The sequence below is a fragment of the Agromyces sp. C10 genome (genome assembly GCF_023217995.1).
GTDB lineage: Bacteria > Actinomycetota > Actinomycetes > Actinomycetales > Microbacteriaceae > Agromyces > Agromyces indicus.
Map to the genome: position 1 here is coordinate 156,856 of NZ_JALPSX010000006.1, position 22,709 is coordinate 179,564.

Here is a 22,709-nt window from a genome sequence, read left to right on the forward strand (position 1 = left end):
GCCTACCGATCGCGACCGGGCGCCCGCTGGGCACCCGTCACGTGAGGCAGTTCGGACCGAGCAGGCTCTTCAGCTCGCCGTAGAAGTCGGCGCTCACGGCGACGGGGTAGGGCAACTCGAACACGCGTGCGGTGCGCCCCTTGGTGAGCTTCAGCCGCACCTCGGTGTCGCCTCGATGGCGGATGAGGACATCGCCGAGCGCCGTGATCGTGTCGGTCGTCGCCCGGACGTCGGGCAGGGAGATGACGACCGGCCCGTTCTCGTCGCCCTGTCCCACCTCGGGCTCGAACACGCTGTACGCGTGCAGGTTCATCCCGTCGTCGCGCAGGCTCACGCGGCCGCGCACGACGACGATCGAGTCGCCCTTCAGCGCCGGAGCGAACTCCTGGTACGCCTTGCCCATGAACATCACGGTGATCTCGCCGGAGAAGTCCTCCACCTGGATCATCCCGTACTGGTTTCCGGACTGCCGCGCGACGCGGTGCTGCACGCTGGTCACCAGGCCCGCGATCGTCGCGACGTCGCCGTCCTGCGTGCCATCCGAGCTCATCAGATCGGTGATGGTGGTCGACGCGTGCTTCGCGAGCGTCGCCTCGAGGCCCGCGAGCGGATGGTCGGAGACGTAGAGGCCGAGCATCTCGCGCTCGAACGCGAGCTTGTCGCGCTTGGACCATTCGGGCCGGTCGGGCACGGGCGAGGGCGCCGCCTCCTTCTCGTGGTCCTCGAACAGGCTGTCGAAGTCGAAGCCGACGTCGCCGTTCTCCTCCGCGCGCTTCTCCTTCACCGCCGCCTCGACGGCGCCCTCGTGGATCTCCACGAGCGCCCGGCGGGTGTGCCCGAGCGAGTCGAACGCGCCGGCCTTGATCAGCGACTCGACCGTGCGCTTGTTGGCGACCTGCGTCGGCACCTTCTTCAGGAAGTCGTGGAACGACTCGAACCGGCCCTTCGCGTCGCGCGCCGCACGGATCGCGTCGACCACGTTGAAGCCGACGTTGCGCACGGCGCCGAGCCCGAAGCGGATGTCGTCGCCGACGGCGGCGAAGAACCCGATGGACTCGTTCACGTCGGGCGGCAGGACCTTGATGCCCATGCGGCGGCACTCGTTGAGGTACAGCGCGAGCTTGTCGCGGGCGTCGCCGACGCTCGTGAGCAGCGCCGCCATGTACTCGGCCGGATAGTGCGCCTTGAGGTACGCGGTCCAGTAGCTGAGCACGCCGTACGCGGCGGAGTGCGCTTTGTTGAACGCGTAGTCGGAGAAGGGCAGCAGGATGTCCCAGAGCGTCTTGATCGCGGCATCCGAGTAGCCGTTGGCCTTCATGCCGCCGGAGAAGCCCTCGTACTGCTTGTCGAGCTCGGACTTCTTCTTCTTGCCCATCGCGCGGCGCAGGATGTCGGCCTGGCCGAGGCTGAACCCGGCGACCCGCTGCGCGATCGCCATGACCTGCTCCTGGTAGATGATCAGGCCGTAGCTGGTGTCGAGGATCTCGCGCAGGGGCTCCTCGAGTTCGGGATGGATCGGCGTGATCGGCTGCAGGCCGTTCTTGCGGAGCGCGTAGTTGATGTGCGAGTTCGCGCCCATCGGGCCCGGACGGTAGAGCGCGATGACGGCCGAGATGTCCTCGAAGTTGTCGGGCTTCATCTGGCGGAGCAGCGAGCGCATGGGGCCGCCGTCGAGCTGGAACACGCCGAGCGTGTCGCCGCGCGAGAGCAGCTGGTACGCCTCGGCGTCGTCGAGGGCCAGGTCTTCGAGCACCGGCCGGAAGCCGCGGTTCGCCTCGATGTTGTCGAGCGCGTCGTCGATGATCGTGAGGTTCCTGAGCCCCAGGAAGTCCATCTTGATGAGGCCGAGCGACTCGCACGCGGGATAGTCGAACTGCGTGACGATCTGGCCGTCCTGCTCCCGCTTCATGATCGGGATGATGTCGATGAGCGGCTCGCTCGACATGATGACGCCCGCGGCGTGCACGCCCCACTGCCGCTTGAGGTTCTCGAGCCCGAGCGCCGTCTCGAAGACCGTCTTCGCCTCCGCGTCGGTCTCGATGAGGGCGCGGATGTCGCCCGCCTCCTTGTAGCGCGGGTGGTCCTTGTCGAGGATGCCGGACAGCGGGATGTCCTTGCCCATCACCGCGGGAGGCATCGCCTTGGTGAGCTTCTCGCCCATGCCGAAGGGGAATCCGAGCACGCGCGAGGAGTCCTTGAGCGCCTGCTTCGCCTTGATGGTGCCGTACGTGACGATCTGCGCCACGCGCTCGTCGCCGTACTTCTCGGTCACGTACTTGATGACCTCACCGCGACGACGCTCGTCGAAGTCGACGTCGAAGTCGGGCATCGAGACGCGGTCGGGGTTGAGGAACCGCTCGAAGATCAGACCGTGCTGCAACGGGTCGAGGTCGGTGATGCGCATCGCGTACGCGGCCATGGATCCGGCGCCGGAGCCGCGGCCGGGACCGACCCGGATGCCGTTGTTCTTCGACCAGTTGATGAAGTCGGCGACGACGAGGAAGTAGCCGGGGAAGCCCATCTGGCTGATGACCTCGACCTCGTAGGCCGCCTGCTTGCGCACGTCGTCCGGGATGCCGCCCGGGTAGCGCTCGTGGAGGCCGCGCTCGACCTCCTTCACGAACCAGCTCTGCTCGCTCTCGCCCTCGGGCACCGGGAAGCGCGGCATGTAGTTCGCGCTCGTGTTGAACTGGACGTCGCAGCGCTCGGCGATGAGCAGCGTGTTGTCGCAGGCCTCGGGGTGGTCGCGGAAGAGGTGCCGCATCTCGGCGGCCGACTTCAGGTAGAACTCGTCGGCGTCGAACTTGAACCGGTTCGGGTCGTCGAGGGTCGAGCCGGACTGGACGCAGAGCAGCGCCGCGTGGCTCTTCGCGTCGTGGGCGTGCGTGTAGTGCAGGTCGTTCGTGGCCACGAGCGGGAGGTCGAGCTGCTTCGCGAGGCGGAGCAGGTCGTCCATGATCCGCTTCTCGATGCCGAGGCCGTGGTCCATGATCTCGGCGAAGAAGTTCTGCTTGCCGAAGATGTCGCGGAACTCGGCGGCGGCCTTCACGGCCTCGTCGTACTGGCCGAGGCGCAGGCGGGTCTGCACCTCGCCCGACGGGCAGCCGGTGGTCGCGATGAGCCCGGCCGAGTACGTCTGCAGCAGCTCGCGGTCCATGCGCGGCTTGAAGTAGTAGCCCTCGATCGACGCGAGGCTCGAGAGCCGGAACAGGTTGTGCATGCCCTCGGTGGTCTCGGAGAGCAGCGTCATGTGCGTGTACGCGCCCGACCCCGACACGTCGTCACCGCCGCCGTTCCCCCAGCGCACGCGGGTCTTGTCGCTGCGGTGGGTGCCCGGCGTGAGGTACGCCTCGGTGCCGATGATGGGCTTCACCCCGGCGTCGGTCGCCTGCTTCCAGAAGTCGAACGCGCCGAACACGTTGCCGTGGTCGGTCATCGCCACGGCCGGCATGCCCTCGGCGGCGGCGGCCTTCATCAACTCGCCGACCCGGGCCGCACCGTCGAGCATCGAGTACTCGGAGTGCACGTGCAGGTGGACGAAGGAATCGGCGGCCACAGGGCTCCTCATCGGGTGGTGCTTCGGGGGTGCTCACAGTGTATTGCGAGCCGCCGACGTGCGGGTCGCTGACGCGCGGCGTCGCTCGCTCAGTCGCCGCGGAGGACGTCGAGGGCGTGCTGCAGGTCGGCCGGGTAGTCGGACTCGTAGGTCGTCCACTCCCCCGTGCCCGGATGGACGAACGAGAGCTCCTTCGCGTGCAGCCACTGCCGCTCGAGACCGAGCCGGGCGCTCAGCGTCGGGTCGGCGCCGTACATCGCGTCACCCGCGCACGGATGCCGCTGCGCCGCCATGTGCACGCGGATCTGGTGCGTGCGCCCGGTCTCGAGGTGCACCTCGAGCAGCGACGCGTAGGGGAACGCCTCGATCGTCTCGTAGTGCGTGACCGCGTGCTTGCCGTCCGTCGTCACGGCGAACTTCCACTCGGACCGCGGGTGGCGCCCGACCGGCGCGTCGATCGTCCCCGCCAGCGGATCGGGGTGGCCCTGCACCACCGTGTGGTAGACCTTGTCGACCTCGCGGTCGTGGAACTGCCGCTTCAGTTCGCGGTAGGCGCGCTCGGACTTCGCCACGACCATGAGGCCGCTCGTGCCCTGGTCCAGGCGGTGGACGACGCCCTGCCGCTCCGCCGCTCCCGACGTGGAGATCCGGTAGCCGGCCGCGGCGAGGGCGCCCACGACCGTGGGGCCCTCCCACCCGAGCGACGGGTGGGCCGCGACGCCCGCGGGCTTGTCCACCACGACGAGGTCGTCGTCGTCGTGGACGATGCCGAGGTCGGGGACCGGGATCGCCTCGACCTCGAGCGCGCGCGGAGGCGCCCAGCTCACCTCGAGCCAGGAGCCGGCGCGCAGCCGGTCGGCCTTGTCGACGACCGACCCATCGAGCAGGACGCCGCCGGCCGAGGCGACCTCCGCCGCCTGCGTGCGCGAGAACCCGAGGAGCTTCGCGAGCCCCGCGTCGACCCGCGACCCGTCGAGCCCGTCGGGGACGGGGAGGGACCGGTGCTCCATGTCAGGGCTCGCGCGCCAGCTCGACGCCGGCCGTGCCTCCGCGCGCGTCGCGTTCGCCGCGGCCCGGCTCCTCCGCCTCGGCGCCCGTGCGGTCGCGCGCGGGCCGGCTTCCGTCGAGCCCGACGCCGCGGATCGTGAGGATCATGAACAGTACCATGCTCGACACGATCGCGATGTCCGCCACGTTGTAGATCGCGGGGATGAGCCACGGCGTCGAGATGAAGTCGATCACGTGGCCGACGCCGAAGCCCGGCTCACGGAACAGGCGATCGGTGAGGTTGCCCAGCACGCCGCCGAGCAGCAGCCCGAACACCAGGGCCCAGGCGATCGAGCGGATGCGACGTGCGAACCAGACGATGAACGTGATCACGCCGGCGGCGAGGATCGTGAAGATCCACGTCATGCCGCTGGCGATCGAGAACGCCGCGCCCGGGTTGCGGACGAACTGCCACTGGAGGACGTTCCCGAGCACGGGCACGACCTCGCCCTCGGCGAGGCTCGTGACCACGAACTGCTTGCTCACCTGGTCGACGCCGTAGATGGTGACGGCGACGCCGACCAGGATGAGCAGTGCGGTGATGCCGACCCTGGCCGGGCGCTCAGCCCGCAAAGCCCTGGAACGTCGGCGACGGCTGCTCGTTGCTCACGCCCTGGGCGCCGACGGGCGCCGAGAACCCGGATCCGCCGGAGACCTGCACCGGCTGCGCCGTGTCGAGCTCGCGGAGCTGGCCCTCGATGTAGCTCTTCAGCTTCTGGCGGTACTCGCGCTCGAACACGCGGAGCTCGTCGACGCGCTTCTCCAGCGCCATCCGCTCCTGGTCGAGGATGCCCATCTGCGCACGCTGCTTGGCCTCGGCCTCGGCGACGATGCGCGCGGCGGTCGCGTGGCCCTCGGCGATCAGCGCGTCGCGCTTCTCGACGCCCTCGCGCACGTGCTCCTCGTGCAGGCGACGGGCGAGCTGCAGCAGGTTGGTCGTGCTGGTCTGCTCGTCGATCTCCGACTGGGGCGTCGCGGTGTGCGTCGGCACGGCGACGGTCGGCGGCGTGGCGGCGGGCTCCGCATAGACCGGGGCGGGCGCGGCCGGTGCGGGCGCCGGGGTCGGTGCGGCCTGGCCGCCCTCGGAGGAACGAGCCTCGGCCGCGGCGAGCCGCTGCCGGAGTTCCTCGTTCTCCTGGTTCAGCCGGCGCAACTCGACGACCACCTCGTCGAGGAAGTCATCGACCTCGTCCTGGTCGTAGCCCTCCCGGAACTTCGTCGCCTGGAAGCGCTTGTTGACCACATCTTCCGGAGTTAGCGCCATGGCTTCCCATCCCTCGAATCTTTCGAACTGTCGATCACGTTCAGCTAACGGTAGCAAAGAGACCCGAGCGGAGGCAGTGCAGCGACACGCCGCCGGACCGCTCCCCGCATCCGCTCAGGACGCCGCCGCGAGCGACGACACGACGGTCATCGCGATGATGACCACGAGCATCGCGACGCTCCAGCCGAGGTCGAGCGCGACCTGCCCGAGGCGGATCGGCGGGATCAGGCGGCGGAAGAACTTCACGAGCGGGTCGGTGATGGTGTACACGGCCTCGACGAGCACCAGCATGACGCCGCGGGGACGCCACGAGCGGTTGAAGGTGCGGACGAGGTCGAGCACGAACCGCGCCCACATCGCGAAGAAGTAGATGAGGAGGAGGGTGTAGACCAGATTCCAGACGACGGCGAGGGCACTCACGTCGGGAGTCTACGCGTGCGCGAAGAACGATGCGTCCACGTCGCCCTCGGCCTCGCCCGCCTCACCCGACACGACCACGTGCGCCGGAGAGAGGAGGAACACCTTGCTGGTGACCCGCTCGATCTTGCCGTAGAGGCCCTGCGAGAGGCCGCTGGCGAAGTCGATGAGTCGGCGCGCGTCGGCGTCGGACATCTGCGACAGGTTGATGATGACCGGCACGCCGTCCCGGAAGGACTCGGCGATCATCTGTGCGTCGCGGTACTGGCGCGGGTGCACCGTGAGGATCTCGTTCATATCCGCCTGCGGGGGTGTGGGTTGGACGTGCGTCTTCCGGAGCGGCGTCACCGCGGCGCCGCCCTTGGGGGCGGCCGGCGCGGGCGCGGCGTGCACGACGGGCGCGGGCGCCGGCTGCGCGGTCTCGGGCTCGAGCTCCTCATCGGCGAGTCCGAGGTAGACCATGGTCTTCTTGAGCGGGTTCGACATCGCTGCCTCCGTCAGTGGTTCCGTGGTTCGAGGCTATCCGCCGGTCGGCCGATTGCCCGTGATTGCCGTGCCGATCCGAAGGTGTGTCGCACCCTCCAAGATGGCGTCGCGATAGTCGTGCGACATCCCCATGGACAACGACGTGGCTTCGGGCGCGAGCCGCCGCACCCGCTCGGACATCGTCCGGACGTTCGCGAACGCGGGCCGCGCCGGCTCGCCGAGGGGAGCCACCGCCATGAGGCCGCGGAGCTCGAGACCGGGCGTCTCGAGGACCTTCTCGACGAGGGTCTCCAGCGCGTCGGGCGCCACGCCCCCGCGGCCCGGGTCGTCGGTGAGGTTGACCTGCACGAAGCAGTCGACGGATGCCTCCTCCGAGCGGAGCGCGTCGACGAGCGATTCGCGGTCCACCGAGTGGATCGCAGACGCGTAGGCGCGCACCTGCCTGGCCTTCTTGCTCTGCAACTGCCCGACGAAGTGCCATCGGAGCCCGAGGTCGCCGAGTTCGGCGGCCTTCGCCTGCGCCTCCTGGTGACGGTTCTCACCGACGTCGCGCACGCCGAGGGCAGCCAGCTCGCGGATCAGCGAGACCGGCTGGAACTTCGTCACGACGATCGTGGTGATCCCGTCCGGATCGCGCCCGGCGACGCGGGCGGCGTCCTCGATGCCGGCGCGCACCGAGTGCAGCCGGTCCGCCAGGGCGCTCATGACCGCTCCCCCGGCATCGTCCCGCCGGCCCCGGGCCGGCCCCTCACTTCAGGAAGTCGGGGATGTCGAGGTCGTCGGAGTCGTCGGCGAACGCCGGGTCGGAGACGATCTGGTCAGCCGTGGTGCTCGTCGCCTCGCCCCAGTTCGCCGTCTCGACGAGCTCCTCGATGTCGATCTCCGCGAGCGGCTCGCCCGCGTCGGAGCCCGCGAGGACCGCGCCGACGCCCGCACCGACCGCGGCCGGGACGGCCGCCGGCTTCTTCACCTCGACCGGCTTGGGCATGGGGTCGCCGCCGTCGAACCCGGCGGCGATCACCGTCACGCGGACCTCGTCGCCGAGGGTGTCGTCGATCACCGCGCCGAAGATGATGTTCGCCTCCGGGTGCACGGCCTCCTGGACGAGTCGCGCGGCGTCGTTGATCTCGAAGATGCCGAGGTTCGAGCCGCCCTGGATCGACAGCAGCACGCCGTGGGCCCCGTCGATCGACGCCTCGAGCAGCGGGCTGGCGACGGCGAGCTCGGCCGCCTTGATCGCCCGATCGGCGCCCCTCGAGGAGCCGATGCCCATGAGGGCCGAGCCCGCCCCCTGCATCACCGACTTCACGTCGGCGAAGTCGAGGTTGATGAGGCCGGGCGTGGTGATGAGGTCGGTGATGCCCTGCACACCGGCGAGGAGCACCTGGTCGGCCGTGGCGAACGCCTCGAGCATCGAGATGCCCCGGTCGCTGATCTCGAGGAGCCGGTCGTTCGGCACGACGATGAGGGTGTCGACCTCTTCCTTCAGGCGCGCGACGCCCTGCTCGGCCTGGGTCTGGCGACGCTTGCCCTCGAAGCTGAACGGCTTCGTCACGACACCGATGGTGAGTGCGCCGATCGACTTCGCGATGCGCGCCACGACGGGGGCGCCGCCGGTGCCCGTGCCGCCGCCCTCGCCCGCGGTGACGAACACCATGTCGGCGCCCGCGAGCGCCTCCTCGATCTCCTCGGCGTGGTCCTCGGCGGCGCGGCGCCCGACCTCCGGGTCGGCACCCGCCCCGAGACCGCGGGTGAGGTCGCGGCCGACGTCGAGCTTGACGTCGGCATCGCTCATGAGCAGCGCCTGGGCGTCGGTGTTGATCGCGATGAACTCGACGCCACGCAGTCCGAGTTCGATCATGCGGTTGACGGCGTTGACGCCGCCACCGCCGATGCCGACGACCTTGATGACGGCGAGGTAGTTCTGGTTAGTCGACATGTCCGGCCCTCCGTGCGAACTCTGAACTTTCAACCTCCAGTCGAAGGTTAAAGTTTTGCCGAGTATGCAATTCCTGATCTCGACGGTAGCGTCGGCGACCCACCGGGCCGCGAGGCACTCCCGCGTGTCGCGATCCGTTGTCCGTTCTCGCCGGACGGATCAGTACACGACCGCGCTGAGCGGCGCCGACACGTCGTAGCCGCCGACGTCCTCCGGCGGAGCGGCCGCCATGAGGCGCGCCAGGACCGTCGCCTTGAGCGACGACTCGTCCGCGCTCCCCCACACGACCACCGCGCCCTCGGCCAGTTCCAACCGAACATCGTCGGGCGTGTCCGCCGTCACCTGCGCGACCTGCGCGCGCAGCTCCGCCGGGAGGCTGCGGAGCACCGCACCGGCCGCCCGGTAGGCGTCGCCGTCCAGCCCGCCCTCCGCGTTCACGAGCGGCAGTCCCTCGGGCGCCGCCTCGACGCGTTCGATCACCACGCCCGCGGCATCCGCCGTGACGAGCCCGGAGGCGGTCTCGACCACGCCGACCGGCGTGCGCTCGACGATACGCACGACCAGGGTGCCGGGTGGCACCGTCTCGGTCGAATAGGTCTCGATCAGCGGGAACTCCGACAGCGCTCCGCGCACCTCGTCGGTCGTGATGAGCGGCAGCGGCGTGCCGAGGCGATCGTCGAACGCCGCACGGATGTCGGCGGCCGGCACGCGCGAGGCGCCCTCGACGCGGATCTCGCGCAGCGCCATGAGCGGGGAGTACGCCACGCCGACCGCGAGCAGGGCGAGCGCCGCGACCGCCGCGAGCCCCGCGAGCCAGGTCATCCGCCGCAGCCGACCGCGACGCGTGAACCGGCGCACCTCCTGCCGCTCATACCTCCGACGGCGCCGTTCGGCCGCAGCCAGGGCGCGCCTCGCGGCCCGCACGTCGCGCATCGCCGTGCCGGTCGGCGACGCCGCGGCCGCGGCATCCGTCGAGGGCACGGTCTCGGCGCGCGCCGATTCCCGGGACTCGGACTGCGCGCGCATCGGGACGGCTGCAGCCGCGCGCTCATCCATGTCGAGGCGGATCGGCTCGGTGAGCGCCTGGTCGCGCGACGGCGCGCCGCGGCGCGCCGAGCTTCGGGTCGGCGCCGCAGGATCCCGCCCGGGCGGTCGCGCCGGCGCCGCCGGCGGCTGGAATCCCTGCGGCCGCTTCATCGACCGATCCTCAGGCGCGCCGCTCGCGCTCGAGCGAGCCGAGGATCTGCGGCACGATGCGGTAGACGTCACCGCAGCCGAGGGTGATCACGAAGTCGCCGGGACGGGCGATCCGCGCGGTGTGGTCGGCCGCCTCCTGCCAGTCGGCGATGAACGCCACGTGCTCGGGCTGCTCGAACCGCTCGCTCACGAGCGCCCCGGTCACGCCCGGCTCCGGGTCCTCGCGGGCACCGTAGACGTCGAGCACGACCGTCTCGTCGGCGTACTGCTCGAGCACCTCCGCGAACTCCTTCGCGAACAGCCGCGTGCGGCTGTAGAGGTGCGGCTGGTGGACGGCGATGATGCGGCCGTCGCCGACGACCGTGCGCGCGGCGGACAGCGCGGCCGCCACCTCGGTCGGGTGGTGCGCGTAGTCGTCGAAGACGCTCACGCCCTCGACCGTGCCGTGGAGCTCGAACCGCCGGCCGGTGCCGGCGAACCGTGCGATGCCCTCGAGCGAGGCGGCGGGGTCGAAGCCCAGCCCCACGAGCACCGCGAACGCGCCGGCGGCGTTGATCGCGTTGTGGCGCCCGGGAACGCGCAGGCGAGCCCGGTACTCGGCGCCCTCGTACGAGACGGCGAACGCCACCGGGCCGTCGGTCTCGATCGAGTGCACGCGGACCGTGGCATCCGTCGCCTCGCCGAACGTGATCACGCGCTCGTGGGACAGGCGCCCGGCCACCCGCTGGGCACCCTCGTCGTCGGAGGAGATCACGACGAACTCGCGTGCCCGGTCGGCGAAGTCGACGAACGCCTGCTCGAAGGCCTCGAGCGAACCGTAGTGGTCGAGGTGGTCGGGGTCGACGTTCGTGATGAGCGCGACCGACGTATCGTAGAGCAGGAAGGAGCCGTCGGACTCGTCGGCCTCGACGACGAACAGCTCGCCCGATCCGGACGCCGAGCTCACGCCGAGTTCCTCGATGACGCCGCCGTTGACGAAGCTCGGGTCCTCGCCGAGCGCGAGCAGCCCCGTGATGATCATGCCGGTGGAGGTCGTCTTGCCGTGCGCGCCCGCGACCGAGACCAGGCGCTGGCCGGCGATCACCGACGCGAGCGCCTGCGAGCGGTGCAGCACCGGGATGCCGCGCTCGAGCGCCAGCTGGTACTCGGGATTGTCCTGCCAGAGCGCCCCGGTCACCACGACCGTGTCGACGACGGCCGGCAGGTTCTCGGCGGCGTGCCCGATGGCGACGGTCGCGCCGAGGTCGCGGAGGGCGGCGATGTTGTCGGAGTCCCGCACGTCGGAGCCCGTGACGCGGTGCCCGGCCCCGAGCACGAGGCGCGCGATGCCGCTCATGCCGGATCCGCCGATGCCGACGAAGTGGACGGCGCCGAGGTCGGCGGGGATGGGCGTGGAGAGGTCGGGCTTGATGGTCACGGTGTCGTGGTGCTTCCTCGATGGTGTGCGGCGGTCGACGTCAACGTTACGCGCCCGGCGAGGGCGGAGCGCCCGGAAGCGCCAGCGCGCCGTCGACGAGCGCCACCATGCGGTCGGTGCCGTCGAGGGCGCCGACGGATGCCGCCGCGCGGCCCATCTCCGACCGGCGCTCGCGATCGGCGAGCAGGGGCACGAGCTCCCGCTCGACCCACTCGGGCAGGAACGCCGCATCGTCGACGAGCAGCCCGCCACCGGCCCCGACGACGTCGGCCGCGTTGAACCGCTGTTCGCCGTTGCCCACCGGATACGGGACGTACACCGCCGGGATCCCCAGGGCGGAGAGCTCGCTCACCGTCGCGGCACCCGCCCGGGAGACCGCCACGTCGGCGATCGCCAGCGCGAGATCCATCCGGTCGGCGTACTCGACCATGCGGTAGCCGTCGATCCCCGGGTCGTCGACATCGGATGCCGCGCCGGTGACGTGGAGCACCTGCCAGCCCGCGCCGACGACGGACGACGCGCTGCCGACCATCGTGCGGTTGATCCGGCGGGCGCCGAGGGATCCGCCGGTGACGAGCAGGACCGGCCGGGCCGGATCGAGTCCGAAGAGCTCGGCCGCCTCGGCGCGACGCCCGACGCGGTCGAGCGTCTCGATCTCGCGACGCAGCGGCATCCCGACGAACTCCGCACGCGGCAGCGGCGTGCCGCGGAACGCCACGCCCACGCGTGCCGCGAAGCGCGCGCCGAGGCGGTTGGCGAGCCCCGGCTTGGCGTTCGCCTCGTGGATCGCCACGGGAACGCCGGCCCGCCGGGCGGCGAGGTAGGCGGGAGTGGCGACGTAGCCGCCGAAGCCCACGACCACGTCGACCCGGCGCTCGGCGATGACGTCGGCGACCGTGCGAACGGATCGACGGAAGCGACCCGGGAAGCGGAGCGCCGCGCCGTTCGGACGCCTCGGGAAGGGCACTTTCTCGATGGTGATCAGTTCGTAGCCCCGCGCGGGCACGAGCCGCGACTCGAGGCCCTCGGCGGTGCCGAGCACGAGCACGTCGGCCGCCGGGTCGCGCTCGCGGAGCCGATCGGCGACGGCGAGCAGGGGGTTCACGTGGCCGGCGGTGCCCCCGCCGGCGAGCAGGTACGTCGTCATCGAGCGCGGGCCGCCTTCTCGGCACGGGCCTCGCGGCGCTGCTCCGCGCGGACGGTCGCGCGCTCGGGAGCCTGCGGATCGCGCGCGACGGACAGGACGATGCCGATCGCGAAGAGGGTGGTGAGCAGTGCCGTGCCGCCGGCGGAGACGAGCGGCAGCGGGACACCGAGGACGGGGAAGACGCCGAGCACGACACCGATATTGACACAGGCCTGGCCGATGACCCAGACGAGCACCGCCGCCGCGACCGTCTTGGCGAACGGCGTCTCGGCTGCGCGGAGCACCCGCGCGAGCGCGAGGGCGAGCAGGACGAACAGGCCGAGCACCACGATCGCGCCGATGAGTCCGAGTTCCTCGCCGATGATCGCGAAGATGAAGTCGTTGTCGGCCGCGGGCAGCCACGACCACTTCGCGGCGGAGTTGCCGAGCCCGACGCCGAAGATCCCGCCGTTGGCGAGCGCGAAGGTGCCGTGCTGGATCTGCCAGCAGTCGGCGGTGTCGAACTGGGTGCAGTGCTCCTGGAGGAACGCGGTGATGCGCTTCATGCGGCTCTCGCTGGACACCGCGACGAGGCCGAAGGCCACCACGCCGAACAGCAGCGGGACGAGGAGCAGGCGCAGTCGGACGCCGATGAGGAAGAGGGTGCCGAGCAGCATCCCGGCCATCACCATGACCGTGCCGAGGTCGCCGCCGAGGAGCACGAGCCCGATGGCGCCGCCGCCGACCAGCAGGATGGGGAGGATGCCGTGCGTGAAGTCGCCGAGCTGGTCCTTCTTCTTCGTCACGATCAGGCCGAGCCAGATGACGAGCGCGACCTTGATGAGCTCGGAGGGCTGGAACTGGACGCCGCCGATGCGCAGCCAGTTGGTGTTGCCGCCGACCTCGACGCCGAGCGGCGTGGCGACGACGAGCAGCTGGAGGGCGCACGAGATGCCGAGCGCGATCCAGGCGATCCGCATCCAGAAGGTCTCGGGCATCCGCCCGGCGATGAGCATGACCGGTACGCCGATGAGGGCGTACGTCGCCTGCTGCAGGGCGCGGGACGTGAAGTCGCCGTCGTTCTCGAGGCCCGACTGGACGATCGAGGAGGACAGCACCATGACGAGCCCGAGCACCACGAGGAAGAGGACCGTGCCGAGCAGCAGGAAGTAGTCCTTCGACTCGGCGCGGAACGCCCCCAGCCGGATCCGGGCAGCGAGCCCCGAGCCGTCAGCGCCCTTCTGCGGGCGGGTCGTCCGAGTCGGGCTCGTCATTCGTCGTGCCTCCCAGCCGCTCTCGGACGGCGTCGTGGAATCGCCGCCCGCGGTCGGCGTAGTCCGTGAACTGGTCCATGGATGCCGCGGCCGGGGCGAGGAGCACGGTGTCCCCGTCCTCCGCGACCGAGGCCGCCAGGGCGACGGCGTCGGGCATCACGCTCTCAGTGTCGGTCGTCGCGACCTCGAAGAGGGGCACCTCGGGCGCGTGTCGGCGGAACGCCTCGACGAGCGCGGCGCGGTCGCGACCGATCACGATCGCCGCCCGAAGGCGCGCGGCGTGGCGCGCGACGAGCGCGTCGGCGTCGACGCCCTTGAGGAGGCCCCCGACGATCCAGACCACGCGGCCGAACGCGCGCAGCGAGGCTTCGGCCGCGTGCGGGTTGGTGGCCTTCGAGTCGTCGATCCAGCGGACGCCGCCTGCAATGGCGACCGTCTCGATCCGGTGCGCGTCGAGGCGGAACGAGGCGAGCGCATCGTGGATGACGCCCACCGGCACGCCGTACGAGCGAGCGAGCGCCGAGGCGGCGAGGATGTTCGCGACGATGTGCGGGACGGCGAGCCCCCGGGGCTCGAGCTCGTCGAGGGTGGTGATCTCGAGCGCGGCGGTCCGCCGCTCCTCGAGGAACGCCCGGTCGCACAGGATGCCGTCGACCACGCCGAAGTCGCTCGGGCCCGGGGTGTCGAGCCCGAAGCCGATCGCGCGGGCGCCCTCCTCGACCTCGGCGTCCTCGACCATGTGCATGGTCGCCTCGTCGGCGCGGTTGTACACGCACGCGACCTTGGCGTTCTGGTACACCTTGGCCTTCGCGTCCCGGTAGGCCTCCATGGAACCGTGCCAGTCGAGGTGATCGTCGGCGAGGTTCAGGCAGACGCTGGAGAACGGGTGCACCGCCCCCGGACCGCTCGTGGGCATCGCGTGGAGCTGGAAGCTCGAGAGCTCGACGACGAGGACGTCGTAGCCGAGCGGGTCGCGGACCGCGTCGAGCACGGGCACGCCGATGTTGCCGCACGGCGCGACCCGCACGCCGTGCGCTGCGATGAGCGTCGCCGCGAGCTGCACGGTGGTCGTCTTGCCGTTCGTGCCCGTGACGAGCATCCACTCGGCGGCCTTCACCTTGTCGCGCACGCGCCAGGCCAGCTCGATGTCGCCCCACACCGGCACGCCGGCATCCGCCGCCCACCGGAGCACGGGATGGTCGGGGCGGAAGCCGGGCGAGACCACCACGAGTTCGGGGGGCGTCTCGGCGAGGTCGGCGGGCACCTCGTCGAGCGGGTGCACGACGAGGCGGACGCCGATCACGTCGAGGATCCGGGCACGGTCGTCGTCGCGGTCGCGCGCGAACACCGTCACGTCGGCGCCGAGCTCGGCCAGGGTGTCGGCGACCGCGAAGCCCGTCACGCCGAGGCCGAGCACGGCGACGCGGAGCCCGCGCCAGTCGGCGTGCCAGCTGGTCAGTCCGTCGAGGCGCGTGGCGCCGGCCGTGGCATCCGTCAACTCTGCAGCCATTCGAAGTAGAACGCGCCCACGCCGGCGGCGACGAAGAGGCCGCCGATGATCCAGAAGCGCACGACGATCGTGACCTCGGCCCAGCCCTTGAGCTCGAAGTGGTGGTGGATCGGGCTCATCAGGAAGATGCGCTTGCCGCCGGACAGCTTGAAGTAGGCCCGCTGGACGATGACCGATCCGGCCTCGATCACGAAGAGGCCGCCGATCACGAGGAGCAGCAGTTCGGTCTGGCTCGTCACCGCGAGCGCCGCGAGCGCGCCGCCGAGTGCGAGCGAGCCGGTGTCGCCCATGTAGATGTGCGCCGGGTTGGTGTTCCACCAGAGGAAGCCGACGACCGCGCCGACGATCGCGGTCGCGACGATGGCGAGGTCGAGCGGATCGCGCACGTCGTAGCTGCGGTACAGGTCGCTCGGGTTCAGGTTCTCGCTGAAGCGGGACTGGTTGAACTGCCAGAACCCGATGATGATGAACGAGCCGATCGCGAGGATCGAGGCACCGGATGCGAGACCGTCGAGCCCGTCGGTGACGTTCACGCCGTTCGAGGCGGCGGCGGAGATCAGCACGATCCACGCGACGTACGCCACGATGCCGAACACCGTGCCGAAGACCATGAAGTCCAGCGGCAGGTCGCGGATGAACGAGATCTTCGTCGTCGCCGGCGTCGCGCCCTGCTCGTTCGGGAACTGCAGGGCCAGGAGCGCGAACGCGGCGGCCACGAGCGTCTGGCCGGCGATCTTCGCCCATCCGCCGAGCCCCAGGCTCTGCTTCTTGCGGGTCTTCAGGAAGTCGTCGATGAAGCCGACGATGCCGAGCCCGACCATCATGAACAGGACGAGCAGGCCCGACGCGGTCGGACCGTCGCCGATGATCAACGTGGCGCTGAAGTAGCCGAACAGCGTGCCGAGGATGAAGATGATGCCGCCCATGGTGGGCGTGCCGCGCTTCACGTGGTGGGTCTGGGGTCCGTCGTCGCGGATGAACTGCCCCCACCCGAGCCTCGTGAACAGCCGGATGAACAGCGGCGTCAGGAAGAGCGTGAAGGAGAGCGACAAGGCTCCGGCGGTCAGAAGTGCTCTCACGCGAACCATTCTCCCAGTCGGTCGCCGAGGTGACGGAGCCCCGCCGCGTTCGACGATTTCACCAGCACGGTGTCCCCCGGGCGGGCCATGGACGTCACGAGCTCGAACGCCTCGTCGGCGGTGTCGACGTACGCCGACTCGCCGTCCCACGATCCTTCGTTGATCGTGGAGATGTGCAGGCGCCGAGCCCCCTCGCCCACAACGACCAGCTGCGAGATCCCGAGCCGCACGGCGAGCAGGCCGATGCGGTCGTGCTCCTCCCCCGAGAACTCGCCCAGCTCGCTCATCTCGCCGAGCACGGCGATGCTGCGCGCACCCGGACGCTTCACCTGCGCGAGCGTCTTCAGCGCCGCCGCCATCGAGTCGGGGCTGGCGTTGTACGCGTCGTTGATGACCGTGATGTCGTCGCGGCCGCCCAGGACCTGCATGCGGCCCTCCTCGGCGAGCGTCACCTGCTCGAGGCCGGCGACGATCGTGTCGAGCGGCACGTCGAGCTGCAGCGCCGCGGCGACCGCCGCGAGCGCGTTCATCACGTGGTGCTCGCCGAGGACCGAGAAGTCCACCCGGGCCGACTCCCCGCCGGGCACCGTGACGGTGAACGAGGTGCCGCGGGCGTGGACCACGACGTCGGTGGCGCGCACGTCGGCCTCCTCGGCGAGCCCGAACCAGACGACGCGTGCGCGCGTGAGCTCCGCCATCGAGGCGACGCGCGGGTCATCGACGTTCAGCACCGCCACGTCGGTCGGGAGCAGGTCGGTGACCATCTCGGACTTCGCCTGCACCGTCTTCTCGATGCCGCCGAACTCGCCGGCGTGGGCGAGGCCGACCTTGAGCACGATGCCCACGTCGGGGCGGGCCATGCGCACGAGGTGCGCGATGTGCCCGATGCCCGAGGCGCCCATCTCCGCCACCAGGAACTCGGTGTCCTCGGTGAGCTCGAGCATGGTCGTCGGGGCGCCCACCTCGTTGTTGTAGCTCTTGCGGGCGGCCACGGTGGGGCCGACCTGCTCGAGGACGGTGCGCAGGAGGTTCTTCGTGGTCGTCTTGCCGTTCGATCCGGTCACCCCGACGATCCGCAGGCGGCCGAGGGCGCGAACCCGCCGGACGACCTCGGTCGCCAGCGCGCCCAGCGCCTCGACGGAGTCCGACACGACGATCTGCGGCACGGGGACCTCCAGCGGCCGCTCCACGATGAGGAGCGCCGCGCCCTGCTCGGCCGCGCCCGGCGCGAACCGGTGCCCGTCGTCGGCCTCGCCGCGCTTGGCGACGAAGACCCCGCCGGGCTCGACCTCGCGCGAATCGGTCGTGACGGCACCCGTTACCACCGACTCGGGCGTCGCCTCCGTGCCGCTCGCCTCGAACCGCCCGGACGTCGCCTCGGCGATCTCGGCCATGGTCAGCGCGATCATTCGAGCCACCCCGCTTCCTGCAGTGCCAGCCGGGCGTCGTCCCGGGCCGAATACGGATGCTTCACCCCGGCCACCTCGTGGTAGTCCTCGTGGCCCGGGCCGGCGTAGAGCACCGCGTCCCCCTCGCCGACGAGCGTCAGCGCACGTCGGAAGGCGGCCCGCGGGTCGCCGATCTCGTGGATCTCCCGCTCGGGCACCGCCGCGAGGGCCCCCGCGATCAGGGCCGCGCGGATCGCGGCCGGGTCCTCGGAGCGGGGGTGGAAGTCGGTGATGACGAGCGCGTCGGCGCCGCGAGCCGCGATCGCGCCCATGTCGGCGCGCTTGGTCGTGTCGCGGTCGCCGTCGGCGCCGAAGACCATGACGACGCGTCCGTCGGTCGTGCTGCGGATGGCCTCGAGCGCCTGCTCGAACGCATCGGGCGTGTGGCCGTAGTCGATGTACACGACCGGTCCGCGCTCGCCCGAGACGCGCTCCGCGCGACCCGGGATGTACGCGTCGATGCCGCGCTCCGCGATCGCCCCGGCGATGAGGTCGAGATCGTGCCCCGCTTCGACGAGCATCACGACGGCGAGCGCCGCGTTGGCGGCCATGAAGCGGCCGATGAGCGGCACGTGCGTCTCGAGCGCGCGGCCGTCGGGGCCCTCGAGCCGGAACGACGTGCGCGTCGGCGCCTGCTCGAGGAGCGACATCCGCCAGTCGGCATCGACGCCCGGCTCGGTCGCGAGGGTCGTGACGGGGATCCGGGTGTCGGCCACCAGGCGGCGTCCCCACTCCGAATCGACCGTGACGACGCCGCGGCGAGCACGCTCGGGCGTGAAGAGCTCGCGCTTGGCCTCGAAGTACTCGTCCATCGACGCGTAGTCGTCGAGGTGGTCGTGCGACAGGTTCGTGAAGCCCGCGATGTCGAACACGAGGCCGTCGACCCGGTGCCGGGTGAGGGCCTGCGCCGACACCTCGATGCCGACCGCGCGCACGTCGACCTCGCGCATGCGCGCGAGCAGCGCGTGCAGCTCGCTCGCCTCGGGCGTCGTGAGCGAACTCGTGACCGCCTCATCGCCGATCCGGCGCTCCGCCGTCGAGGTGAGCCCAGCCGTGACGCCCATCTGGCGCAGGATCGCGTAGAGCAGGTAGACGACGCTCGTCTTGCCGTTCGTGCCCGTGACCGCGAGCAGGGTGGCGGGGTTCTCGTCCGTCCGGTGGATCCATGCCGCCACCTCGCCGAGCGCGGCGCGCGCGTCGGGCGTGACGAGGACCGGCAGTCCGGACTCCGCCGCGAGCTCGACGCCGGCGGCATCCGTCAGCACCGCCACCGCGCCGTTCGCCGCCGCCTGGCCGGCGTACCGCGCACCGTGCGCGTTGCGGCCCGGGACGCCGACGTAGAGGTCGCCGCCCTGGACCGCGCCCGACGCGATGGCCACGCCGGTCACGTCGAGGTCGTCGATCCCGCCGCGCACCTCGAATCCGAACGCCTCCGCGAGGCCGCGGAGCGAACGAGGATTCGGGTGCTGCGGCCGGAGTGCCGTCGGAGGCGTTCCGGTCACGAACCCAACTTTCTCACCAGTTTGCTGGCAGTTCAGGCGCCGGAGCGCCGGATGGAACCGTCCGATACTTCTTCAGCACCTGGCTCATCACCTGTTGGAAGACGGGAGCAGCTGCGGCGGACGAATTCATCTTAACCGGGTTCTTGATGCTCACCGAAACGACGAACTCGGGGTCGTCGGCCGGGGCGAAGCCGGCGACCGACACCAGGTACCCCGCCTCGTAGCCGTCGCCGTCGGAGAACTGCGCGGTACCGGTCTTCGCGGCCACCCGGTATCCGGGGATCTCCCACAGGTCCGAGACCCATGCGTCCTCGTACACGCGCTCGAGCATGTCGGTGGTCTCCTGCGCGGCGGCCTCGGAGATGACCCGCCGGCCCTCGGTGGCCGGCTCCCCCTCGAGCGTGCCGTCCGGCATGCGGCATCCGTCGACCAGCGTCACCGGCTTGCGGACGCCGCCGTTCGCGATCGCCTGGTAGGCGCTCGCGATCTGCACGGCCGTCGTCGTGAGGCCCTGGCCGAACATGGTCGCGTAGCGCGTCTGCGAGTCCGGCCAGCCGCCGTCGTAGTTCAGGTCGCCGGCCGCCTCGCTCGCGAAGCCCACCTCGGTCGGCGAGCCCAGGCCGAAGGCCCGCATGTAGTCGTACCGCTCGGCGTCGGTCAGCCGCTCGCCGAACATCGACATGCCCGTGTTCGACGACACGATGAGCATGCCCGTCATGGTCCAGCGCTCGGGGTCGTGGCCGAAGGAGTCCGTGATGTCGGCGCCGTCGGGTTCGTATCGGTACGGCGCGGTGACGCGGCTCGTCGGCGTCGCCTCCCCCGCGTCGATGACGGATGCCGAGGTCAGCGACTTGAACGTCGATCCGGGTTCGAACGGCGCGGTGAACGCCCGCGAACCGCGGTCCTGCGAGTCGACGGACGTCGGCGAGTTCGGGTCGACGGTCGGCACGTCCGCCACGGCGAGGAGCCGACCGGTCTTCGCCTCCATCACGGTGACGGTGGCCCAGTCGGCCTGCACCGCCGCGACCTGCTCGGCCGCGACGCGCTGCACGAAGTACTGCAGGTCGGCGTCGATCGTCAGCTGCAGGTCGCCGCCGTCGTGCGACTCCTCGATCACCTGCTCGGAGCCGGGGATGGTCACCCAGTCGGTGAGGCTGCGCAGCGACCGCATGGTGCCGTTCTCGGCCGCGAGGCACTGGTCCTCCGACAGCTCGAGTCCCGCCACGGGTTCGCCGTCGGCGTTCGTGAAGCCGAGCAGGTTGCCCGCCACGGCCCCGTTGGGGTAGCGGCGCCCGGGCTGGATGTAGGGCTCCACCCACGGGATCCCGAGGGCCTTGACCGCTTCGTAGGTCGCCGTGTCGACGTGCCGCGCGGCGTACTCGAAGTCGTCGTCGGGGTCGGCGGCGAGGGCGGTGTCGATCTGCGTGCGGAGCTCCTCGCCCGTCCGACCGATGACCTCGCCGAGCTCGGCGAGGACCTGATCGAGCGGCACCTCGACCGTCCGGGTGCTCGACGGGTCGTCGGGGTCCGGCTCCTCGCGGGTCACCCGGCCGAGCATGGCCTGCTTGGGCGACAGCGCGATGTCGTAGCGCACGACGGTCTCGGCGAGGACCGCGCCCGTGGCATCGAGGATCTCGCCGCGCTCCCCGTAGATCGTCTGGTCACGGGACCGGACGTCCTGCGAGGCCTCGTTGAGTTCGGCGGCGCGCACGACCTGGATGTCGACGAGTCGGAGCACGAACCACCCGACCAGCAGGAGCAGGACCACGCCGGCGGCGAGGATCCGCCGCATGGGATGCCGGCTCACTCGGTTCATCGTCGGGTTTCGCTCCTCGTGTGGTGTGGTCGGCTCGGTCGGGCGATCAGTGCGTCGCCGGGGTCGGCAGCCCCCCGGTCAGCGCGGGCGGTGCGGCGGGGGTGCCCGCCGCCGGAGCGTCGGGCCGACCCCCCTGGCCCTCCTTCGCAGTCTTCCCCTCCGCCTGCTCCGTCACGGGCGGCACGCCGTCGATCAGGGCATTCGGCACGAGGGGCGCAGCGGATGCCGCGGCGCCACCGGCGGGCGTCGGCTCCCCGAGCACGGCTCCGTCGGACAGTCGCAGGTACACCGGCTCGGCATTCGGGACCATGCCGAGCGCCTCGGCGTTCATGGCGAGGAACTGCGGCGAGCCCATGCGGTCGAGGTCGTCGGAGAGCTTCGCCTCCTCGCGACGCAGCTCCGCCTGCCGCAGGAGCTGCTCGTCCATCTCGTACGCGCCCTGGGTCATCGCGATCGACAGGAGCAGTTGCACGATCGCGATCGCCCCGATCGAGGCGAGCGCGACCACGGCATAGGCGAGCCGCGGACGACCGCGGGTGCCTGCGGGCGCCTCGGGTACCGGCCTGAGCCGCGGACCGCGCTCGGTGGCGGGCCGTCGGACGGGTCGTGTCTGGGCCGGCAGTGCGCTCACGACGGCCTCCTCACTCGCTCTGCGGCACGGAGCCGCACCGGCTTGGCACGCGGGTTCTCCGCCTGCTCGGACTCGCTCGCCAGCTCCGCGCCCCTTACGAGGAGGCGGAACTGCGGACGATGCTCGGGGAGCTCCATGGGCAGCCCTGCGGGGGCTGTGGAGCTCGATGCCGCGGCGAGGGCCCGCTTCACGAGGCGGTCCTCCAGCGACTGGTACGAGAGCACGACGATGCGCCCTCCGGTCGAGACGAGGTCGAGGGCCGCGGGGATCGCCGCCTCCAGCGCGACGAGCTCCTCGTTCACCTCGATGCGCAGGGCTTGGAACACGCGCTTGGCGGGGTGCCCGGCGCGTTGCACCGCGGCCGGCGTCGCATCCGTGAGGACCTCGACCAGCCGACCGGAGCGCGTGATGGGCTCGGCCTCGCGCGCCCGGACGATGGCCCGGGCGTATCGGGCCGCGAGCTTCTCCTCGCCGTACTCCTGGAAGATCCGGCGGAGCTGGTCCTCGTCGTACTCGGCGATCACGTCGGCGGCCGTGCGGCCCCGGGTCGAGTCCATGCGCATGTCGAGCGGGGCGTCCTTCGCGTAGGCGAAGCCGCGCTCGGCCCGGTCGAGCTGCATCGAGGAGACGCCGAGGTCGAACAGGATGCCCTGGACCTCGTCGAAGCCCTCGCCCCGCACCGCGCCGGCGATGCCGTCGTACACCGTGTGGACGAAGCGCATGCGGTCGCCGAATCGGGCGAGCCGCTCCCGCGCGATGGCGAGAGCCTCGGTGTCGCGGTCGAGTCCGATCACGACGGCACCCGGGAAGCGCTCGAGGACGGCGAGGCTGTGCCCGCCCATGCCGAGCGTGGCGTCGACGAAGACGGCGCCCTCGCGCTCGAGCGCCGGCGCCAGCAGGTCGAGCGTGCGCTCCAGCATGACCGGCGTGTGGATGCGATCGATGTCCATGTGCTCTCCCTCCTTCCGGGCCTCGGGGCCCGATCCCCATCCGTTCGTCC

General features: G+C 71.1%; 19 protein-coding genes. All 19 read right to left on the minus strand.

The features are described 5' to 3' along the window. Window positions 1-37: 37 nt before the first annotated feature. Window positions 38-3,568 carry a DNA polymerase III subunit alpha gene (dnaE, locus tag M1L56_RS08710; protein ID WP_374256320.1) on the minus strand — a complete coding sequence of 1,177 codons (3,531 nt, stop codon included), beginning with the start codon at window positions 3,566-3,568 and terminating at the stop codon, window positions 38-40. A 77-nt stretch (window positions 3,569-3,645) separates the two neighbouring features. Continuing rightward, window positions 3,646-4,566: an RluA family pseudouridine synthase gene (locus M1L56_RS08715; RefSeq protein WP_248598916.1), complete on the minus strand. Its 921-nt coding sequence runs from the start codon at window positions 4,564-4,566 to the stop codon at window positions 3,646-3,648. A gap of 1 nt (window position 4,567) precedes the next feature. Continuing rightward, window positions 4,568-5,176: a signal peptidase II gene (gene lspA / locus M1L56_RS08720; protein WP_067945352.1), complete on the minus strand. Its 609-nt coding sequence runs from the start codon at window positions 5,174-5,176 to the stop codon at window positions 4,568-4,570. Then, window positions 5,166-5,867, minus strand: a complete 702-nt coding sequence (locus M1L56_RS08725) for a DivIVA domain-containing protein (RefSeq protein ID WP_248598917.1) — start codon at window positions 5,865-5,867, stop codon at window positions 5,166-5,168. Before M1L56_RS08725 ends, lspA begins: the two co-directional genes overlap by 11 nt. A gap of 114 nt (window positions 5,868-5,981) precedes the next feature. Continuing rightward, window positions 5,982-6,287, minus strand: coding sequence for a YggT family protein (locus M1L56_RS08730; RefSeq protein WP_067945348.1), 306 nt, complete (start codon window positions 6,285-6,287; stop codon window positions 5,982-5,984). Between the two features lie 9 nt (window positions 6,288-6,296). Next, window positions 6,297-6,770, minus strand: coding sequence for a cell division protein SepF (locus M1L56_RS08735; protein WP_067945346.1), 474 nt, complete (start codon window positions 6,768-6,770; stop codon window positions 6,297-6,299). A 33-nt stretch (window positions 6,771-6,803) separates the two neighbouring features. Beyond that, window positions 6,804-7,475, minus strand: coding sequence for a YggS family pyridoxal phosphate-dependent enzyme (locus M1L56_RS08740; protein ID WP_248598918.1), 672 nt, complete (start codon window positions 7,473-7,475; stop codon window positions 6,804-6,806). Window positions 7,476-7,518: 43 nt separating this feature from the next. Further along, window positions 7,519-8,709 (minus strand): cell division protein FtsZ, encoded by a 1,191-nt coding sequence (gene ftsZ / locus M1L56_RS08745; RefSeq protein WP_067945344.1) that lies wholly within the window; start codon window positions 8,707-8,709, stop codon window positions 7,519-7,521. A 159-nt stretch (window positions 8,710-8,868) separates the two neighbouring features. Continuing rightward, window positions 8,869-9,906 carry an FtsQ-type POTRA domain-containing protein gene (locus M1L56_RS08750; protein ID WP_248598919.1) on the minus strand — a complete coding sequence of 346 codons (1,038 nt, stop codon included), beginning with the start codon at window positions 9,904-9,906 and terminating at the stop codon, window positions 8,869-8,871. Between the two features lie 10 nt (window positions 9,907-9,916). Continuing rightward, the gene (murC, locus tag M1L56_RS08755) at window positions 9,917-11,323 is read right to left on the minus strand and encodes a UDP-N-acetylmuramate--L-alanine ligase (protein WP_248598920.1); all 1,407 of its coding nucleotides are present in this window, start codon (window positions 11,321-11,323) and stop codon (window positions 9,917-9,919) included. A 46-nt stretch (window positions 11,324-11,369) separates the two neighbouring features. Then, the gene (murG, locus tag M1L56_RS08760) at window positions 11,370-12,470 is read right to left on the minus strand and encodes an undecaprenyldiphospho-muramoylpentapeptide beta-N-acetylglucosaminyltransferase (RefSeq protein WP_248598921.1); all 1,101 of its coding nucleotides are present in this window, start codon (window positions 12,468-12,470) and stop codon (window positions 11,370-11,372) included. Further along, window positions 12,467-13,723, minus strand: coding sequence for a putative lipid II flippase FtsW (ftsW, locus tag M1L56_RS08765; RefSeq protein ID WP_248598922.1), 1,257 nt, complete (start codon window positions 13,721-13,723; stop codon window positions 12,467-12,469). The genes murG and ftsW overlap by 4 nt, the downstream gene beginning before the upstream one ends. Continuing rightward, window positions 13,680-15,233, minus strand: coding sequence for a UDP-N-acetylmuramoyl-L-alanine--D-glutamate ligase (murD, locus tag M1L56_RS08770; RefSeq protein WP_248598923.1), 1,554 nt, complete (start codon window positions 15,231-15,233; stop codon window positions 13,680-13,682). Before murD ends, ftsW begins: the two co-directional genes overlap by 44 nt. After that, window positions 15,218-16,312 carry a phospho-N-acetylmuramoyl-pentapeptide-transferase gene (mraY, locus tag M1L56_RS08775; RefSeq protein WP_248598924.1) on the minus strand — a complete coding sequence of 365 codons (1,095 nt, stop codon included), beginning with the start codon at window positions 16,310-16,312 and terminating at the stop codon, window positions 15,218-15,220. Before mraY ends, murD begins: the two co-directional genes overlap by 16 nt. Beyond that, window positions 16,309-17,721, minus strand: coding sequence for a UDP-N-acetylmuramoyl-tripeptide--D-alanyl-D-alanine ligase (gene murF, locus M1L56_RS08780; RefSeq protein ID WP_248598973.1), 1,413 nt, complete (start codon window positions 17,719-17,721; stop codon window positions 16,309-16,311). Before murF ends, mraY begins: the two co-directional genes overlap by 4 nt. Then, window positions 17,718-19,262 (minus strand): UDP-N-acetylmuramoyl-L-alanyl-D-glutamate--2,6-diaminopimelate ligase, encoded by a 1,545-nt coding sequence (locus M1L56_RS08785; RefSeq protein WP_248598925.1) that lies wholly within the window; start codon window positions 19,260-19,262, stop codon window positions 17,718-17,720. Before M1L56_RS08785 ends, murF begins: the two co-directional genes overlap by 4 nt. Window positions 19,263-19,275: 13 nt before the next feature. After that, window positions 19,276-21,069 carry a penicillin-binding protein 2 gene (locus tag M1L56_RS08790; RefSeq protein WP_248598926.1) on the minus strand — a complete coding sequence of 598 codons (1,794 nt, stop codon included), beginning with the start codon at window positions 21,067-21,069 and terminating at the stop codon, window positions 19,276-19,278. A 55-nt stretch (window positions 21,070-21,124) separates the two neighbouring features. Further along, complete coding sequence (locus M1L56_RS08795; protein ID WP_082846891.1) at window positions 21,125-21,709, minus strand: hypothetical protein; 585 nt, start codon at window positions 21,707-21,709, stop codon at window positions 21,125-21,127. After that, window positions 21,706-22,659, minus strand: coding sequence for a 16S rRNA (cytosine(1402)-N(4))-methyltransferase RsmH (gene rsmH / locus M1L56_RS08800; protein WP_248598927.1), 954 nt, complete (start codon window positions 22,657-22,659; stop codon window positions 21,706-21,708). Before rsmH ends, M1L56_RS08795 begins: the two co-directional genes overlap by 4 nt. Between the last annotated feature and the right edge of the window lie 50 nt (window positions 22,660-22,709).

Coding starts and splice junctions, on each gene's coding strand:
- M1L56_RS08740 (WP_248598918.1), bottom strand. CDS start 7,475: ATGAGCGCCCTGGCGGACCGGCTGCACTCGGTGCGCGCCGGCATCGAG.
- murD (WP_248598923.1), bottom strand. CDS start 15,233: ATGGCTGCAGAGTTGACGGATGCCACGGCCGGCGCCACGCGCCTCGAC.
- ftsZ (WP_067945344.1), bottom strand. CDS start 8,709: ATGTCGACTAACCAGAACTACCTCGCCGTCATCAAGGTCGTCGGCATC.
- murF (WP_248598973.1), bottom strand. CDS start 17,721: ATGATCGCGCTGACCATGGCCGAGATCGCCGAGGCGACGTCCGGGCGG.
- rsmH (WP_248598927.1), bottom strand. CDS start 22,659: ATGGACATCGATCGCATCCACACGCCGGTCATGCTGGAGCGCACGCTC.
- M1L56_RS08715 (WP_248598916.1), bottom strand. CDS start 4,566: ATGGAGCACCGGTCCCTCCCCGTCCCCGACGGGCTCGACGGGTCGCGG.
- M1L56_RS08725 (WP_248598917.1), bottom strand. CDS start 5,867: ATGGCGCTAACTCCGGAAGATGTGGTCAACAAGCGCTTCCAGGCGACG.
- dnaE (WP_374256320.1), bottom strand. CDS start 3,568: ATGAGGAGCCCTGTGGCCGCCGATTCCTTCGTCCACCTGCACGTGCAC.
- murG (WP_248598921.1), bottom strand. CDS start 12,470: ATGACGACGTACCTGCTCGCCGGCGGGGGCACCGCCGGCCACGTGAAC.
- M1L56_RS08750 (WP_248598919.1), bottom strand. CDS start 9,906: ATGAAGCGGCCGCAGGGATTCCAGCCGCCGGCGGCGCCGGCGCGACCG.
- M1L56_RS08735 (WP_067945346.1), bottom strand. CDS start 6,770: ATGTCGAACCCGCTCAAGAAGACCATGGTCTACCTCGGACTCGCCGAT.
- ftsW (WP_248598922.1), bottom strand. CDS start 13,723: ATGACGAGCCCGACTCGGACGACCCGCCCGCAGAAGGGCGCTGACGGC.